17 protein-coding genes and 1 tRNA gene are annotated in these 15693 nt (G+C 62.8%); 10 read left to right on the top strand and 8 right to left on the bottom strand.

Annotated elements, in window-relative coordinates; genetic code table 11:
* Positions 1–47: 47 nt before the first annotated feature.
* On the bottom strand, positions 48–2234 hold the full coding sequence (locus tag WF331_RS10785) for a methyl-accepting chemotaxis protein (RefSeq protein WP_373873685.1): 2187 nt from the start codon (positions 2232–2234) through the stop codon (positions 48–50).
* A 368-nt stretch (positions 2235–2602) separates the two neighbouring features.
* On the opposite strand from WF331_RS10785, the gene WF331_RS10790 reads away from it, so the two are divergent.
* Together WF331_RS10790 and WF331_RS10795 are read left to right on the top strand one after the other, a co-directional pair.
* A complete protein-coding gene (locus WF331_RS10790) occupies positions 2603–3298 on the top strand; it encodes a 3-oxoacid CoA-transferase subunit A (protein WP_016498874.1) in 696 nt (231 codons plus the stop codon).
* An 8-nt stretch (positions 3299–3306) separates the two neighbouring features.
* Positions 3307–3948: a 3-oxoacid CoA-transferase subunit B gene (locus WF331_RS10795; RefSeq protein ID WP_003251131.1), complete on the top strand. Its 642-nt coding sequence runs from the start codon at positions 3307–3309 to the stop codon at positions 3946–3948.
* A gap of 32 nt (positions 3949–3980) precedes the next feature.
* Here the strand turns inward: WF331_RS10795 and arfB are convergent, their stop codons facing one another.
* From arfB to WF331_RS10810, 3 genes are all read right to left on the bottom strand, one after another.
* Entirely contained in the window at positions 3981–4394 is a 414-nt protein-coding gene (gene arfB / locus WF331_RS10800) for an alternative ribosome rescue aminoacyl-tRNA hydrolase ArfB (RefSeq protein ID WP_023047269.1), read from the bottom strand.
* A 196-nt stretch (positions 4395–4590) separates the two neighbouring features.
* Entirely contained in the window at positions 4591–4839 is a 249-nt protein-coding gene (gene trbK / locus WF331_RS10805; protein ID WP_284364738.1) for an entry exclusion lipoprotein TrbK, read from the bottom strand.
* 90 nt (positions 4840–4929) lie between these two features.
* Positions 4930–5017, bottom strand: a tRNA-Ser gene (locus WF331_RS10810).
* 134 nt (positions 5018–5151) lie between these two features.
* On the opposite strand from WF331_RS10810, the gene WF331_RS10815 reads away from it, so the two are divergent.
* The 8 genes from WF331_RS10815 (at position 5152) to WF331_RS10850 (ending at position 11163) form a co-directional block, all read left to right on the top strand.
* Positions 5152–5823, top strand: a complete 672-nt coding sequence (locus tag WF331_RS10815) for a Bax inhibitor-1/YccA family protein (protein ID WP_003251184.1) — start codon at positions 5152–5154, stop codon at positions 5821–5823.
* 337 nt (positions 5824–6160) lie between these two features.
* Entirely contained in the window at positions 6161–7540 is a 1380-nt protein-coding gene (locus WF331_RS10820) for a nucleobase:cation symporter-2 family protein (protein WP_016498869.1), read from the top strand.
* A gap of 174 nt (positions 7541–7714) precedes the next feature.
* A complete protein-coding gene (gene tusD, locus WF331_RS10825; protein ID WP_016498868.1) occupies positions 7715–8107 on the top strand; it encodes a sulfurtransferase complex subunit TusD in 393 nt (130 codons plus the stop codon).
* Between the two features lies 1 nt (position 8108).
* Positions 8109–8468, top strand: coding sequence for a sulfurtransferase complex subunit TusC (tusC, locus tag WF331_RS10830; RefSeq protein WP_016498867.1), 360 nt, complete (start codon positions 8109–8111; stop codon positions 8466–8468).
* Positions 8468–8764, top strand: a complete 297-nt coding sequence (gene tusB / locus WF331_RS10835) for a sulfurtransferase complex subunit TusB (RefSeq protein ID WP_016498866.1) — start codon at positions 8468–8470, stop codon at positions 8762–8764. The genes tusC and tusB overlap by 1 nt, the downstream gene beginning before the upstream one ends.
* Complete coding sequence (locus WF331_RS10840) at positions 8761–9096, top strand: TusE/DsrC/DsvC family sulfur relay protein (RefSeq protein WP_284396147.1); 336 nt, start codon at positions 8761–8763, stop codon at positions 9094–9096. The genes tusB and WF331_RS10840 overlap by 4 nt, the downstream gene beginning before the upstream one ends.
* 11 nt (positions 9097–9107) lie before the next feature.
* Positions 9108–10109 carry a glycosyl transferase family protein gene (locus WF331_RS10845; protein ID WP_041167993.1) on the top strand — a complete coding sequence of 334 codons (1002 nt, stop codon included), beginning with the start codon at positions 9108–9110 and terminating at the stop codon, positions 10107–10109.
* Between the two features lie 94 nt (positions 10110–10203).
* Positions 10204–11163: a glutathione S-transferase family protein gene (locus WF331_RS10850; RefSeq protein WP_016498863.1), complete on the top strand. Its 960-nt coding sequence runs from the start codon at positions 10204–10206 to the stop codon at positions 11161–11163.
* Between the two features lie 129 nt (positions 11164–11292).
* On the opposite strand, the gene cysG is transcribed toward WF331_RS10850, so the two are convergent.
* Genes cysG through WF331_RS10870 form a run of 4 tightly spaced genes read right to left on the bottom strand, consistent with a single transcriptional unit; the run spans position 11293 to position 15692 of the window.
* The gene (gene cysG, locus WF331_RS10855; protein ID WP_049275343.1) at positions 11293–12684 is read right to left on the bottom strand and encodes a siroheme synthase CysG; all 1392 of its coding nucleotides are present in this window, start codon (positions 12682–12684) and stop codon (positions 11293–11295) included.
* Entirely contained in the window at positions 12685–13965 is a 1281-nt protein-coding gene (gene serS / locus WF331_RS10860) for a serine--tRNA ligase (protein WP_016498861.1), read from the bottom strand.
* 30 nt (positions 13966–13995) lie between these two features.
* A complete protein-coding gene (gene crcB, locus WF331_RS10865; protein WP_016498860.1) occupies positions 13996–14370 on the bottom strand; it encodes a fluoride efflux transporter CrcB in 375 nt (124 codons plus the stop codon).
* Positions 14367–15692 (bottom strand): replication-associated recombination protein A, encoded by a 1326-nt coding sequence (locus tag WF331_RS10870; protein ID WP_028613325.1) that lies wholly within the window; start codon positions 15690–15692, stop codon positions 14367–14369. The genes crcB and WF331_RS10870 overlap by 4 nt, the downstream gene beginning before the upstream one ends.
* Position 15693 lies beyond the last annotated feature (1 nt).

Below are 15693 nucleotides of genomic sequence, written 5' to 3' on the forward strand. Positions count from 1 at the left end.
ATACCTTGTATGCATGCACGAACCCTTTCGCAGATGCGGTGCTTTGCTCAAGCTGCAGCTGCCCCCTTCTCCTCGCCACTCACCTCGAACTGCCCCACCAGCTTCTGCAACTTGCCAGCATCCACCCGCACCTTCTGCGCGCTGCTCTGCAGCACCACCGCCGTCTGGCGCATCTCGCTGGAGGACTGGTTGACCTGGTCGATGGTCTTGCCGTATTCCACGCTACGCCGGTTGAGCTGCTGGATGATCGCGAACATGCCCTCCACGGCCTGGTGCAGTTGAACGTTCTCGGACGAGGCATCTTCGGCAAGGCGCAGGCTGTTGTCGACGTCCTGTACGCCCTGTTCCATGAAGCTGACGGCCTGGCGGGTTTCGCCCTGAAGGCTCTCGACCATGTGGCGAATGTCTTCGGCGGCGCGCGCGGTTCGCGCGGCCAGGCTGCGCACCTCGTCGGCCACCACCGCAAAACCGCGGCCATGCTCGCCAGCACGCGCCGCCTCGATGGCAGCATTGAGCGCCAGCAGGTTGGTCTGGTTGGTGATGTCGCTGATCAACCCGGTGATGTTGTCGATCTCGACCATGCGGCTGTCGAGCCGCTGCACGCTGGAGGACGAACGCGCCACCACATCGCGAATCGACTGGGTGCCTGCCTGCACCGCCAGAAACTGCTCGCGGGCACGGCTGACCACCTCGTCCATGGCCTGCTTCATCTGCTCGGCACTGACCGAGGCCTGCTGCAGTTCGCCGAGCTGCTCCTCCATGATGATCATCATCTGGTGCACGGCGTCCGCCACATCGGCAGAGCTCACACTCGCCTCCTGGCTGCGCCCGAGCATCATCTGGTTGGTGCTGCCGACCGTGCGACTGGCCTTCACCACCTGCCCCACCACCGCGTCCAGGCGGTCGATGAAGCTGTTGATCCACCGCGCCATGTCGCCGCTCTCATCGTTGCCCAGGGCGCTGGTGTCCAGGCGCTGACGCAGGTTGCCTTCACCCTCGGCGATGGTGCGCAGCACGCCGCTCATGCCATTCAACCTGGCTGCCAGGCGCTTGGGCCCGAACACGCCGAACACCAGCGTGGCGCCGAGCATGCTCACGGCCAGAATCACGTCATTCAGCCCTTGCGGCAGGCCGGCATGGTGCTGCACCAGGTAGTTGCAACCGAATAACCCGGCCATGGTCGCCACGTAGGGCTTCATCAAGCCATAGCTCAGCGAGCGGCGTCGGTAGACCTCTTCCAGGTCCGCCTCGCACATCATGCCCCAGCGGTCGGGCGAACCCGGTAACTGGAACGTTACGCCCTTGCCGACCACCGGCACGTGGCGGTAGTCCGAGTAGCCCGGGTAAGTCACGAACAGGTTGGCACCACGTCTGATGGTTTCCCTTACCCCCGGGTGCAGTTCGCGTGTGGAGGGGTCGGTGAAGCGCAGTTCCAGCTCGGTATGGCGCTGGACCTGCACGGTGGTCCAGGGCGTGTGCACACCACTTTTGAGATTTTCGCCGTGGGTAAAAGTGCCGTCCTCGAAGCGCGAGCGAGACAGGGCTGTGCCAGGCTGGATGGCCGGGTCGAAACGCGACTGCGCCATGAACAGGTAGTTGTCGCCCGACTCGGCGAAAATATGCCCGGCCTCGCGCTGGATCAGGTCGCCCAGAACATCGTTGGGTACCCGACCGCACAGGCAGCCAACGACTTTACCGCCAGCCTTCACCGGCTGGTAGAACATCAGCGTCACTTCGTCGTGGAAGCGTGAAGACGACGGGCCAATGCGCAGGGTCAGCGGGTCGCTGTAAGGGCCATGCAGAAATGGCGCCTTCAGCCCTTGGGCCAGCGCTGCAGTCTGCTCGATACGTGGCGTACCACGTTGTGGCCAGGTCGAGGCGATGATGCTGCCCGCAGCATCGACGACAAACAACTCGGAAAAGTCTTCGGCCTGTGCCAGCTTGTCCCGCAGCAGCGTGCTGTCGGGTTGAGCGAACCCTTGCGCGAGTTGCTCCGCAAGTTCCGCCAAGTGCTCCCAGTGCTCGCACGCCCATTCATGCAACAAACGCATGCGGGTCTGGGCGATGGCTTCGAAGGTTTGCTCGATCTGCGGGTAATTCGCCCGGTTCAGGTGACATGCCCAGCCCATTCGGAGCTTTCCGGTTTTACCGAACCAGGGCAGCCAGCCCTTCTCGCTGGATGACAACTGCATGGAACCACTGGAAAGCGACATTATCTTCACCATACGCGACATCGGATGGCAATCTGATAGCAAGTCGCACGCCAACGGCGGGAGCGGTGATTAATGGGGAATTCAAGTCATTGAATGCACAGCACTTGTGCAAGAAAGGTTATGGCAGGCCCTGAATGCACCAACGAGGCGCGAATCACATGAAATCAGGCCCTTATCCGGAATGTGACGAATAACCACCAGAACTGCTCGCACATCGCACAACAGTTCGATAATCGGACAAATTCCGCTAAACCCCCTCTACTGTTGCCCTATCTTGCGGCACGCTATAGCGAAAGTCAGCAAACAATTTTAAGCGCTGATTGGCCCCATCGCCTCACACGCGCCGGCCAGCCCGACAACCATACTCCAGGAACAACCAGGAGCTCGCCTTGATCAATAAAACGTACGAGTCCATCGCCAGCGCGGTGGAAGGGATCACCGACGGTTCGACCATCATGGTCGGTGGCTTCGGCACAGCCGGCATGCCGTCCGAGCTGATCGATGGCCTGATCGCAACCGGTGCCCGCGACCTGACCATTATCAGCAACAACGCCGGCAACGGCGAGATCGGCCTGGCCGCCCTGCTCATGGCGGGCAGTGTGCGCAAGGTGGTCTGCTCGTTCCCGCGTCAGTCCGACTCCTACGTGTTCGACGAACTGTACCGCGCCGGCAAGATCGAGCTGGAAGTGGTGCCGCAAGGCAACCTGGCCGAGCGCATCCGCGCAGCGGGTTCGGGCATTGGTGCGTTCTTCTCGCCGACTGGCTACGGCACCCTGTTGGCCGAAGGTAAGGAAACCCGTGAAATCGACGGCCGCATGTACGTGCTGGAAATGCCGCTGCACGCCGACTTCGCGCTGATCAAGGCGCACAAGGGTGACCGTTGGGGCAACCTGACCTACCGCAAGGCCGCGCGCAACTTCGGCCCGATCATGGCCATGGCTGCCAAGACCGCCATCGCCCAGGTCGACCAGGTTGTCGAACTCGGTGAACTGGACCCGGAACACATCATCACCCCGGGTATCTTCGTCCAGCGCGTGGTTGCCGTTTCCGGCGCTGCCGCTTCTTCGATTGCCAAAGCTATCTGAGGCCCGCCATGACCATCACCAAAAAGCTCTCCCGCACCGAGATGGCCCAGCGCGTGGCCGCAGACATCCAGGAAGGCGCGTACGTAAACCTGGGCATTGGCGCACCGACCCTGGTGGCCAACTACCTGGGCGACAAGGAAGTGTTCCTGCACAGCGAGAACGGCCTGCTGGGCATGGGCCCAAGCCCTGCGCCGGGCGAGGAAGACGATGACCTGATCAACGCCGGCAAACAGCACGTCACCCTGCTTACCGGTGGCGCCTTCTTCCACCACGCCGACTCGTTCTCGATGATGCGTGGCGGCCACCTGGACATCGCAGTACTGGGCGCCTTCCAGGTGTCGGTCAAGGGCGACCTGGCCAACTGGCACACCGGCGCCGAAGGTTCGATCCCGGCTGTAGGCGGCGCGATGGACCTGGCCACCGGCGCCCGCCAGGTGTTCGTGATGATGGACCACCTGACCAAGACCGGCGAAAGCAAGCTGGTGCCCGAGTGCACCTACCCGCTGACCGGCATTGCGTGCGTCAGCCGCATCTACACCGACCTGGCCGTACTGGAAGTGACGCCTGAAGGGCTGAAAGTGGTAGAAATCTGCGCGGATATCGACTTTGACGAGTTGCAGAAGCTGAGCGGTGTGCCGCTGATCAAGTGACCTTTTGGCTTACACGGTCTTCAACATCAGCCCTAGAAATCCACCTTGCCCCGACCGGCCTTGACAGTGCTCCGCCTGGCTTTGCCCTCAAGCCGGCGGGTCTTCGAGCCCAGGGTCGGCTTGGTGGGGCGGCGTTTCTTCTCGGTCTTGCCGGCAGCGATGATCAACTCGGCAAGACGCGCCAGTGCGTCAGCACGGTTCTGCTCCTGGGTGCGGTATTGCTGGGCCTTGAGGATCAACACACCGTCGCCGGTGATGCGACTGTCACGCAGCGCCAGCAGCCGCTCCTTGTAGAACTCGGGTAATGAAGAGGCCGGGATGTCGAAGCGCAGGTGCACGGCGCTGGACACCTTGTTGACATTCTGCCCACCCGCGCCTTGCGCGCGGATATAGGTCAGTTCGATTTCGGCATCCGGCAGATGCACGTTATTGGAGATGGTCAGCATGGTATGGCCCTTGTCATTGCCGCCATTATCACAGCCTTGGCCGCGCTCCCATAGAACAACACACGATTCCTTGAATCAGCGCGGAAGTCGAGCGTTGCTGACTTGTGCACTCGCCTGGTATGCCATTGAGGCAACGCGAAATGCCCCAATCCAATGCAAAAAAGCCCCAGCATCTCTGCGGGGGCTTTCGCTGTGCTCAGAAGCTGTCAGGTGGGCTCTTTTCGAACTTCCACTTGGTCATCTTTTTGGCAGCATGGAAGCTCTTGCAGTTGGCGATGAACTCACTGCGGTCCCACTCCTTGGAGAGGCTCGCCAGGATTTGCTCATAGGTTTCACCCGAGCAATTCGCTTCGTTGGGTTCAGGCACCCTGTCTTCGGCAATGGCTGTAAGGCTCACGGCAACGCCAAGCGCTGCAACCAGACGTGCAAAAGGCACAATGGACATTCACTCACTCCTTTGAACAGACCCGCTCCAGAAGCCCGTTTTACAGGCCCTAAAAACGCAAAAAGCCCTGAATAATCAGGGCTTTGAATGTGGCGGAAGCGTAGAGATTCGAACTCTAGGATAGTTGCCCATCGACGGTTTTCAAGACCGTTGCCTTAAACCACTCGGCCACGCTTCCAGCTCGTTTTGCGGCCGCCATAATACCGTAATGAAACACGCTGTCAAACTCTCTGTGTCGCGGGTTGCAGGAGCTCTGATAGACTCCTAGCATCTGAACGTCTGAAACCACAGGTTTTACCAAGGAGTGTCGCCATGCGCGAACAGGATTACGCCGTCCACCACGGCCAGCAGGTCGAGCAGCAGGAGATCAGCAAGGTCCTGCGCAACACGTACAGCCTGCTGGCGCTTACCCTCGCCTTCAGCGGTGTCATGGCATTCGTTGCCCAGCAGATGCGCGTCGGCTACCCGAACGTGTTCGTGGTGCTGATCGGTTTCTACGGGCTGTTCTTCCTGACCAACAAGTTGCGTGATTCGGCTTGGGGCCTGGTGTCCACCTTCGCCCTCACCGGCTTCATGGGCTTCATTCTCGGCCCGATCCTCAACCGTTACCTGGGCATGGCCGGTGGCGCTGAAGTGGTCAGCTCGGCGTTTGCCATGACTGCGCTGGTGTTTGGTGGTCTGTCGGCCTATGTGCTGATCACCCGCAAGGACATGAGCTTCCTCAGTGGCTTCATCACTGCGGGCTTCTTCGTGTTGCTGGGCGCTGTCGTTGCCAGCTTCTTCTTCCAGATCAGCGGCCTGCAACTGGCGATCAGCGCTGGCTTCGTGCTGTTCTCGTCGGTCTGCATCCTGTTCCAGACCAGCGCGATCATTCATGGTGGCGAGCGTAACTACATCATGGCGACCATCAGCCTGTATGTGTCGATCTACAACCTGTTTGTCAGCCTGCTGCAGCTGTTTGGCATCATGGGTCGCGATGACTGATTGATTGCTGTGTGAGAAAGCCCGCTTCGGCGGGCTTTTTTGTGGGCGCGGGGAATTGGGGGCGCCTGGTCGCGAACGCCAGTTTAGCCATTGCCTCGCACCGCGGTGGATTCTTCGCGGGCTTGCCCGCTCCCACAGGTATTGCGCAAATTCCAAAAGGCAACGGTGTAGGCCGGGACTTTGTTTTCCCTGATAAGTCAGCATCAAATAACTGACTAAAAAGTCAGATAATCAGGCGAATGCTCGCCGATCATGCTGCCATCATGCTTTTCTCTACCGCAATCCCTCTTCACCCCGTAGAATGCGCTCCTTTTTTCTTCCGGGGCGGCTTTCAGCAATGAGCTCACACGAACACAGCCCAGGCGCAGCGGCGCCTGCCAATGAACTGGTGCTTGGCCTGGAGGACAAGCCACGGCTGCTGATCGGCCTGCTGGCTGCCCTGCAGCACCTGCTGGCGATCATCGTGCCGATCGTTACCCCTGGCCTGCTGATCTGCCAGGCGCTGGGCGTTTCTGCGCGCGATACCAACCTGATCGTTTCCATGTCGCTGGTGATCTCGGGTATCGCCACCTTCGTGCAGTGCAAGCGCTTTGGGCCATTCGGCGCCGGGCTGCTGATTGTGCAGGGCACCAGCTTCAACTTCGTCGGCCCGCTGATCGCGGGCGGCGCGCTGATGGTGAAGCAAGGCACGCCGGTAGAGGGTGTGATGGCAGCCATCTTCGGCGTGGTGATCGCGGGCTCGTTCGTGGAGATGGGCGTGTCGCGCATCCTGCCGTTCGTCAAACGCCTGATCACTCCGCTGGTGACCGGTATCGTGGTGCTGATGATCGGCCTCACCTTGATCAAGGTCGGCCTGATCAGCATGGGCGGTGGCTTCGGCGCCATGGCCAATGGCACCTTTGCCAACGGCGATAACCTGCTGCTGTCGGGCGTGGTGCTGGCGATCATCGTGATCCTCAACCGCGTACCCGTGGTGTGGATGCGCAGCTGCGCCATCGTCATTGCCCTGGCGGTTGGCTATGCACTGGCCGGCTACATGGGCCGCCTGGACTTTACCGGCATGCACGAAGCCGCGTTGTTCCAGGTGCCGACCCCGCTGCACTTCGGCCTGGGCTTCTCTTGGGCGCTGTTCATTCCGATGCTGGTGATTTACCTGGTGACCTCGCTGGAAGCCATCGGTGACGTTACCGCCACCAGCAAGGTGTCGCGCCAGCCGGTCGAAGGGCCGGTATGGATGCAGCGGATCAAGGGTGGCGTGCTGGTCAACGGTGCCAACTCGCTGCTGGCCGGTGTGTTCAATACCTTCCCTAGCTCGATCTTTGCCCAGAACAACGGGGTGATTCAGCTGACCGGCATTGCCAGCCGTCACATTGGTATGTGGATTGCCGTGATGCTGGTGCTGCTGGGGCTGTTCCCGAGCGTTGCCGGGGTGATCCAGGCCGTGCCGGAGCCGGTGCTGGGTGGTGCGGCCATGGTGATGTTCGGGGCGGTTGCGGCTTCGGGGATCAATATTCTGGCCAGCACCCGGCTGGACCGCCGTGCGCTGCTGATCATTGCCGTGTCGTTGGCGCTGGGCCTGGGCGTGGCGCAGGTGCCGGAGTTCCTGGCGCATATGCCGGCGGCGATTCGCAATGTGCTGGAGTCGGGTGTGGCTACCGGGGGGATCTGTGCGCTGGTGCTGAACTGGTTCTTGCCGGAGAGCAAGGAGCAGGCTTGAGTCTTGTGTCCTTCTGACAGGGCCATGGGGCTGCTTTGCAGCCCATCGCGACACAAGGCCGCTCCCACAGGGGCGCGTAGGGCACACGGATACATAGAAAGCCCGCGCCGCTTGCACAAGCGGGCGCGGGCTTTTTTGCTTTATCATGGCGGCATTCCTTTGCATGAGTTAGCCATGAAATTCGCTATCGCGGTGTTCTCCCCGGCCCATGCGCCCTCCTCGCGGCGCGCCTTGCGCTACGCCGAGGCGGTGCTGGCCGGCGGGCATGAGATTGCCCGGCTGTTCTTTTATCAGGACGGGGTGCACAGTGCCTCGGCCAACGTGGTCGCGCCCCAGGACGAACTGGATGTGGCCAGCCAATGGCGTGCCTTTATCGAGACTCACCAGCTGGACGCCGTGGTGTGCATCGCCGCCGCCCTGCGCCGTGGCGTGCTCGACGAGGCCGAAGCCAACCGTTACCAACGCCCGGCGGTGAACCTGCCCAAACCTTGGGAACTGTCGGGGCTTGGCCAGCTGCATGAAGCGGCGCAGGTTGCCGACCGCCTTGTCTGCTTTGGAGGCGACTGAAATGGCCAAATCCTTGTTGATCATCAGCCGTCAGGCCCCCTGGAATGGCCCATCAGCCCGCGAAGCGCTGGACATCGCCCTGGCCGGCGGGGCCTTCGACCTGCCGCTGGGCATGCTGTTTCTCGACGACGGGGTGTTCCAGCTCGCTCCCGGCCAGCAACCCACCGCCGTGCAACAGAAGAACCTGGCCGCCAACCTGCAGGCGCTGCCGATGTTCGGTGTCGAGGAGCTGTTCGCCTGCAGCCACAGCCTCACCCGCCGCGGCCTGGCAGTCGATGCCCTGGCGCTGCCGGTGCAAGTGCTGGATGACGCGGCCCTTGCCGCGCTGATCGCCCGTTTCGACCAGGTGGTAACGCTCTGATGACAACCCTGCATGTAATTGCCCACTCCCCGTTTGGCGACGAGCGCCTGGCCAGCTGCCTGCGCCTGCTCGGCACCGACGACGCGTTGCTGCTATGCGGCGATGCGGTGTATGCCCTGCGCAGCGGCAGCGAGCCGCACCGCCAGCTGCAAGCTGCCGGCCTGGCCCAGCGCCTGTTCGCCCTGGACGAGGATGTGCAAGCCCGCGCGGTCGACAACGACTTGGCCAAGGCCGTGGACTACGCCGGGTTCGTCGAACTGTCGCTGCATTACGACAAGGTCAACAGCTGGCTATGAGTACGCTCAACGTTGGCGATCAGGCGATCGCCCTGGACAAGGATGGCTTTCTGATCGACCTGCAAGACTGGTCCCGCGCCGCCGCCGAGGCTTTGGCCGAGCGCGAGGGTATCCCGTTGACGGCGGACCATTGGGAAATCCTCGAACTGCTGCGCCAGTTCTACCAGGAATACCAGCTGTCCCCGGCCACGCGCCCGCTGATCAAGTACGCGGCCCTGAAGCTGGGCCCGGAAAAGGGCAACAGCCCGCACCTGAACCGCCTGTTCAATGGCACCCCCGCCAAACTTGCCGCCAAGCTGGCGGGCCTGCCCAAGCCGACCAACTGCATATGACCCAGCCCCTCTTGAATGAAGTTCGTCCCCTTACCCTGGAGACCCCCGCCGAACACCCGTTCGCTGAATTCGTGCGCATTCTTGGCAAAGGCAAGCGCGGCGCGCGCGGCCTGACCCGCGAAGAAGCCCGCGCGGCGATGACCCTGCTGCTGGAAGGCAAGGTCGAAGACACCCAGCTGGGGGCCTTCCTCATGCTGCTGCGCCACAAGGAAGAAAGCGCCGAAGAGCTGGCCGGCTTCACCGAGGCCCTGCGCGCCCACCTGCAGGCACCGAGCATTGCGGTGGACCTGGACTGGCCCACCTACGCCGGCAAGAAGCGCCACCTGCCCTGGTACCTGCTGGCGGCCAAGTGCCTGGCCGGCAATGGCGTGCGCATCCTGATGCACGGCGGCGGCGCACACACTGCCGGGCGCATGTACAGCGAGCAACTGCTCGACCTGCTGCAGATCCCGCTATGCCGCGACTGGGCCGCCGTCGGCAACGCCCTCGACCAGCACCAATTGGCGTTCTTCCCGCTGCACGACTGGGCGCCGCAGTTGCAGCGCATGATCGACCTGCGCAACACCTTGGGCCTGCGCTCGCCCATTCATTCGCTGGCCCGGGTACTTAACCCGCTGGGCGCACGCTGTGGCCTGCAAAGCATTTTCCACCCTGGTTACCAGGCCGTGCACCGTGAGGCCAGCCGCCTGCTGGGCGACCATGCTGTGGTGATCAAGGGCGATGGCGGCGAGATCGAGGTCAACCCCGATGTCATCAGCCACCTCTACGGCACCACGGCGGGCGAAGCGTGGGACGAAGAGTGGCCAGCACTGAGCGAGCGCCGCCATGTCAAACCGGGCAGCCTGCAGGCCGAGCACCTGTGCGCGTTCTGGCGCGGTGAAGTGGAAGACAGTTATGGCGAAAAGGCCCTGATCGCGACCATGGCCCTGGCCCTGCGTGGCCTGGGGCAAGACCGCGAACAGGCATTCACGACAGCGCAGGGCTACTGGGATACGCGGAATAGATCGATTTAGCCGATAATAGCACCCCGATCTTTGCGCTATTTGTTCGAACGATTTGGCCTAGACTGGGCTCCAACGACAAACAACTTTGTTTCAGGAGCTCACCATGGGCCTTTTGATCGACGGCCGCTGGCACGACCAGTGGTATGAAAACGGCAAGGACGGTACGTTCAAACGCGAAAACGCCCAGCGCCGCAATCAGCTGCCCGCCCCGGAGGCTGGCCGTTACCACCTTTACGTCTCGCTGGCCTGCCCATGGGCCCACCGCACCCTGATCTTGCGTGCCCTGAAAGGCCTTGAGCCACTGATCGATGTGTCGGTGGTCAGCTGGTTGATGCAAGACAATGGCTGGACCTTCGACCAGCAGCAAGGGTCCAGCGGTGACCACCTTGACGGCCTGCAGTACCTGCACCAGCGCTATACCCAGGATGACCCGCATTACACCGGCCGCGTCACCGTGCCCGTGTTGTGGGACAAGCAAGAGAAACGCATCGTCAACAACGAGTCGTCAGAGATCATCCGTATCTTCAACAGCGCGTTCAACGAGCTGACCGGCAATATGCTGGACCTCTACCCCGAGCCACTGCGGCCGACCATCGAGGCATTGAACGAGCGCATTTACCCGGCGGTGAACAATGGCGTGTACCGCGCAGGCTTTGCCACCACGCAAGACGCCTACGAGGCAGCCTTCGACGACGTGTTCAACGAACTGGATCATCTGGAAGACGTGCTGAGCCGTAACCGCTACCTGGCCGGTGAGTACCTGACCGAGGCCGATGTACGCCTGTTTACCACGCTGGTGCGCTTCGATGCGGTGTACCACGGGCACTTCAAGTGCAACCTGCGCCGCCTGAGTGACTATCACAACCTGTCGAACTGGCTGCGTGAGCTGTACCAGTGGCCAGGGGTGGCGGGGACGGTGGATATGGAGCATATCCAGAAGCACTATTACATGAGCCACAAGACCATCAACCCGACCGGGATCGTGCCTAAGGGGCCGTTGCAGGACTTTGGCTTGCCGCATGATCGAGAGAAGTTGGTGGGGAAAGGGATCTGGCAGGCTTGAGATAGCCGGGGCTGCTTTGCAGCCCATCGCAGCACAAGGCTGCTCCTACAGGAATCACGCAGGGCTTCACGCGACCCCTGTAGGAGCAGCCTTGTGCTGCGAATGGGCCGCAAAGCGGCCCCGACAATTTCAGCTGTTCTGCGAACCTTCGAACCAGGCCAGCTTGTCACGCAACTGCACCACTTCCCCCACAATCACCAGGGTCGGCGCATGCACTTCATGCCGGGCCACCAGCTCTGGCAAGTCCGCCAAAGTACCGGTAAACACCCGCTGGTTACGCGTAGTCCCCTGCTGCACCAACGCCGCCGGGGTACTTGCCGCCCGCCCATGGCGAATCAGCTCGGCACAGATGGTCGGCAAACCGACCAACCCCATGTAGAACACCAAGGTCTGCGCCGGCGCCACCAGGTCATTCCACGGCAGGTTGCTGGTGCCATCCTTCAGGTGTCCGGTGACAAAGCGCACCGACTGGGCGTAGTCGCGGTGAGTCAGCGGTATGCCGCCATACGCGGAGCAGCCACTGGCCGCCGTAATGCCCGGCACTACCTGGAAGGGAATGCCATGCTCGGCCAGCTCTTCGATCTCTTCGCCACCCCGGCCGAAGATGAACGGGTCGCCACCCTTCAGTCGCAGCACACGCTTGCCCTGCTGGGCCAGATCGACCAGCAGGCGGTTGATCTGGTCCTGCGGCACGGAATGATCGGCGCGGCGCTTGCCCACGTAGATGCGCTCGGCATCACGGCGGCACATCTCGATGATTGCAGGTGCCACCAGGCGGTCGTACAGCACCACGTCGGCCTGCTGCATCAGGCGCAAGGCACGGAAGGTGAGCAAGTCCGGATCGCCCGGGCCCGCACCTACCAGGTACACCTCACCACCCTGCTGCACCGGCGCGCCATCCACCATCGCCTGCAACAGGCGTTCGGCCTCAGCGCCCTGCCCGGCCAGCTGGCGCTCGGCAATCGGCCCCTGGAACACGGTTTCCCAGAAGCCGCGACGCTGGTTGACGTCCGGGTACAAGGTTTTGACCTTGTGCCGGAAACGCGCAGCCAGCCCGGCCAGCTCACCATAGGCCGACGGAATCCAGGCCTCCAGCTTGGCGCGGATCAAACGCGCCAACACCGGGGCGTCACCGCCACTGGATACCGCAATCACCAGCGGTGAACGGTCGACAATCGCCGGGAAGATCACCGTGCACAGGGCCGGGGCATCCACCACGTTGACTGGCAGGCTGAGTGCCTGGGCATCCGCCGACACCTGGGCATTCAGCCCAGGGTCGTCGGTAGCCGCGATCACCAGCCGGCAACCGACCAGGTCGGCTGCCTGATAGCCACGCACCAGCACCTCACCGCCACCTTCCCGGGCCAACGCAGCCAACTGGCCGTCGACATCCGGCGCCACCACGCGCAGCTCGCTACCGGCATCCGCCAGCAGGCGCGCCTTGCGCAAGGCGATCTCACCGCCACCGACGACCAGCACGCGGCCGCCCTGCAGCTTGTGGAACAGCGGCAGGTAATCCATTTAGCGGATGACCTCGACGCCGCCCATGTACGGCTTCAGCACGTCTGGCACACGGATCGAGCCGTCAGCCTGCTGGTAGTTTTCCAGCACGGCAACCAGGGTACGGCCTACGGCCAGGCCGGAGCCGTTGAGGGTGTGCACCAGCTCTGGCTTGCCGGTTTCCGGGTTGCGCCAGCGGGCCTGCATGCGGCGTGCCTGGAAGTCGCCACAGTTGGAGCACGAGCTGATTTCGCGGTACTTGTCCTGGCTCGGTACCCACACTTCCAGGTCGTAGGTTTTAACGGCGCCAAAGCCCATGTCGCCGGTGCACAGGGCCAGCACGCGGTACGGCAGCTCCAGCAGCTGCAGCACGCGCTCGGCGTTGGCGGTCAAGCCTTCCAGGGCTTCCATCGACTTGGCCGGCTCCACCACCTGCACCATCTCGACCTTGTCAAACTGGTGCTGGCGGATCATGCCGCGGGTGTCACGGCCAGAAGCACCGGCTTCACTGCGGAAGCAAGGGGTGTGGGCAACCAGTTTCAGCGGCAGCTGCTTGGCGTCGAGGATTTCACCCGCTACCAGGTTGGTCAGCGACACTTCGGCAGTCGGGATCAGGTAGAAGTCAGCTTCACCTTCGCGGGTGATCTTGAACAGGTCTTCCTCGAACTTCGGCAGCTGGCCAGTGCCCTGCAAGGCAGGCGCTTGCACCAGGTACGGGGTGTAGTGCTCCTCGTAGCCGTGCTCGCCGGTGTGCAGGTTGATCATGAACTGCGCCAGGGCGCGGTGCAGGCGGGCAATCGGGCCACGCAGCACGGCAAAGCGGGCGCCAGACAGCTTGGCTGCGGCCTCGAAGTCCAGGCCACCGCTGACTTCACCGAGGGCGACGTGGTCCTTGATTGCGAAGTCAAAGGCGGTCGGCGTACCCCAACGGCGCACTTCGACGTTGTCGTCTTCGCTGGCACCGACCGGTACGCTGGCGTCCGGCAGGTTGGGGATGGTCAGCAGGATACCGTCCAGTTCGGCCTGAATGCCGTCCAGCTCAGTCTTGCCGGCCGCCAGTTCGTTGGCCATGCGCTCGACGTCGGCCATCAGTGGCGCGATGTCTTCGCCCTTGGCCTTGGCCTGGCCGATAGACTTGGAACGAGCGTTACGCTCAGCCTGCAGCTGCTCGGTGCGGGTCTGCACCGCCTTGCGGCGCTCTTCCAGTGATTCGATGCGCGCGACATCCAGGATATAGCCACGGGAGGCCAGGCGTTGCGCCACTTCCTGAAGTTGGCCGCGTAACAGTTTGGAATCGAGCATATCGTTCTCTCGTTATAGGTAGGTGTTGGTTCAGAATCGGGTCAAAGACAGGCCGGCCCAGGTCGCGAGCAGCCCGCCCACCACGCTGATACTGGTATAGCCCAAGGCAAGGGGCACTTGCCCGCTTTCCATAAGGCGCACGGTATCGAGCGAGAAAGAGGAAAAGGTTGTAAGGCCTCCGAGGAAGCCGACAATCAAGCCAGCGCGCAGCTCGACCGGCGCCAGCGGCTTGTGCAAGAACAAGCCATAGAGCAGGCCGATCAGCAGGCAGCCAACCAGGTTGACCGCCAGCGTACCGGCATAGAAGTGCCGTGGCCAGTGGGCCGCTACCCAGTTGGCGGTAGCAAAGCGCAACAAGGTGCCGACGATACCGCCCGCGCTGACGGCGGCAATGAGTGCAATCACGGCTTTCTCCGCTGGCGGGGGCTGTTGCGATCGAGGTCGGCCAGGTGGCGCAGCTTCTCGCCAATCTTCAGTTCCAGGCCACGGGGCACCGGTTGGTAGTACTGGCGTGGCTCCAGCTCATCGGGGAAGTAATCTTCACCGGCGGCGTAGGCATCGGGTTCATCGTGGGCATAACGGTACTCGTCGCCATAGCCCAGTTGTTTCATCAGCTTGGTCGGGGCGTTGCGCAGGTGCAACGGCACTTCCAGCGAGCCATGCTCGGCCGCTTCGCGCAGGGCGGTCTTGAAGCCCATGTACACCGCGTTGCTCTTCGGCGCACAGGCCAGGTAGGTGATGGCCTGCGCCACCGCCAGCTCGCCCTCGGGGCTGCCCAGGCGCTCCTGCACGTCCCAGGCGGCCAGGCACAGGCTGAGCGCGCGCGGGTCGGCGTTGCCGATGTCCTCGCTGGCCATGCGCACCACGCGGCGGGCGATGTACAGCGGGTCGCAACCGCCGTCGAGCATGCGGGCAAACCAGTACAGGGCGCCATCGGGGTTGGAGCCGCGCACCGACTTGTGCAGCGCGGAAATCTGGTCGTAGAACGCCTCGCCGCCCTTGTCGAAGCGGCGACGGCTGTCACCCAGCAGGCTCTGCAGCATCTCGACGTCGATTTCGCTGCCGTCTTCCGCCAGGTCCGAGGCGTTCTCAAGGAAGTTGAGCATGCGCCGGCCATCACCGTCGGCGGCGGCCATCAGCATCTTGAAGGCGTCGTCGCCCACCCGCAGGTTGCGCTTGCCCAGGCCACGCTCTTCGGTCAGCGCACGGTTGACCAGCTTGCGCAAGGCCGCCTCGTCCAGGCTCTTGAGCACATACACCCGCGCCCGCGACAGCAGCGCGTTGTTCAGCTCGAACGACGGGTTCTCGGTGGTGGCGCCGATGAACAGCAGGGTGCCGTCTTCCACATAGGGCAAAAAGGCATCCTGCTGCGACTTGTTGAAGCGGTGCACTTCGTCGACGAACAGGATGGTGCGCCGGCCATACTGGCCGGCCTGCTGCTTGGCCACCTCGACCGCCTGGCGAATCTCTTTGACACCGGCCAGTACCGCCGACACCGTCTCGAAGTGCGCATCGCAGAACTGCGCCAGCAGCCGCGCCAGGGTGGTCTTGCCCACCCCAGGCGGCCCCCAGAAGATCATCGAGTGCAGCGCACCCTGCTCCAGCGCCTCACGCAGCGGTTTGCCGCGTGCCAGCAGGTGCTCCTGGCCGACGTATTCGTCCAGGTTGGACGGGCGCAGGCGGGCGGCCAGGGGCTGGGCGACAGGTTCGCTTCGAAACAGGTCCATG

The sequence above is a fragment of the Pseudomonas sp. YNh genome (assembly GCF_037993085.1).
GTDB classification, from domain to species: Bacteria; Pseudomonadota; Gammaproteobacteria; order Pseudomonadales; family Pseudomonadaceae; genus Aquipseudomonas; species Aquipseudomonas putida.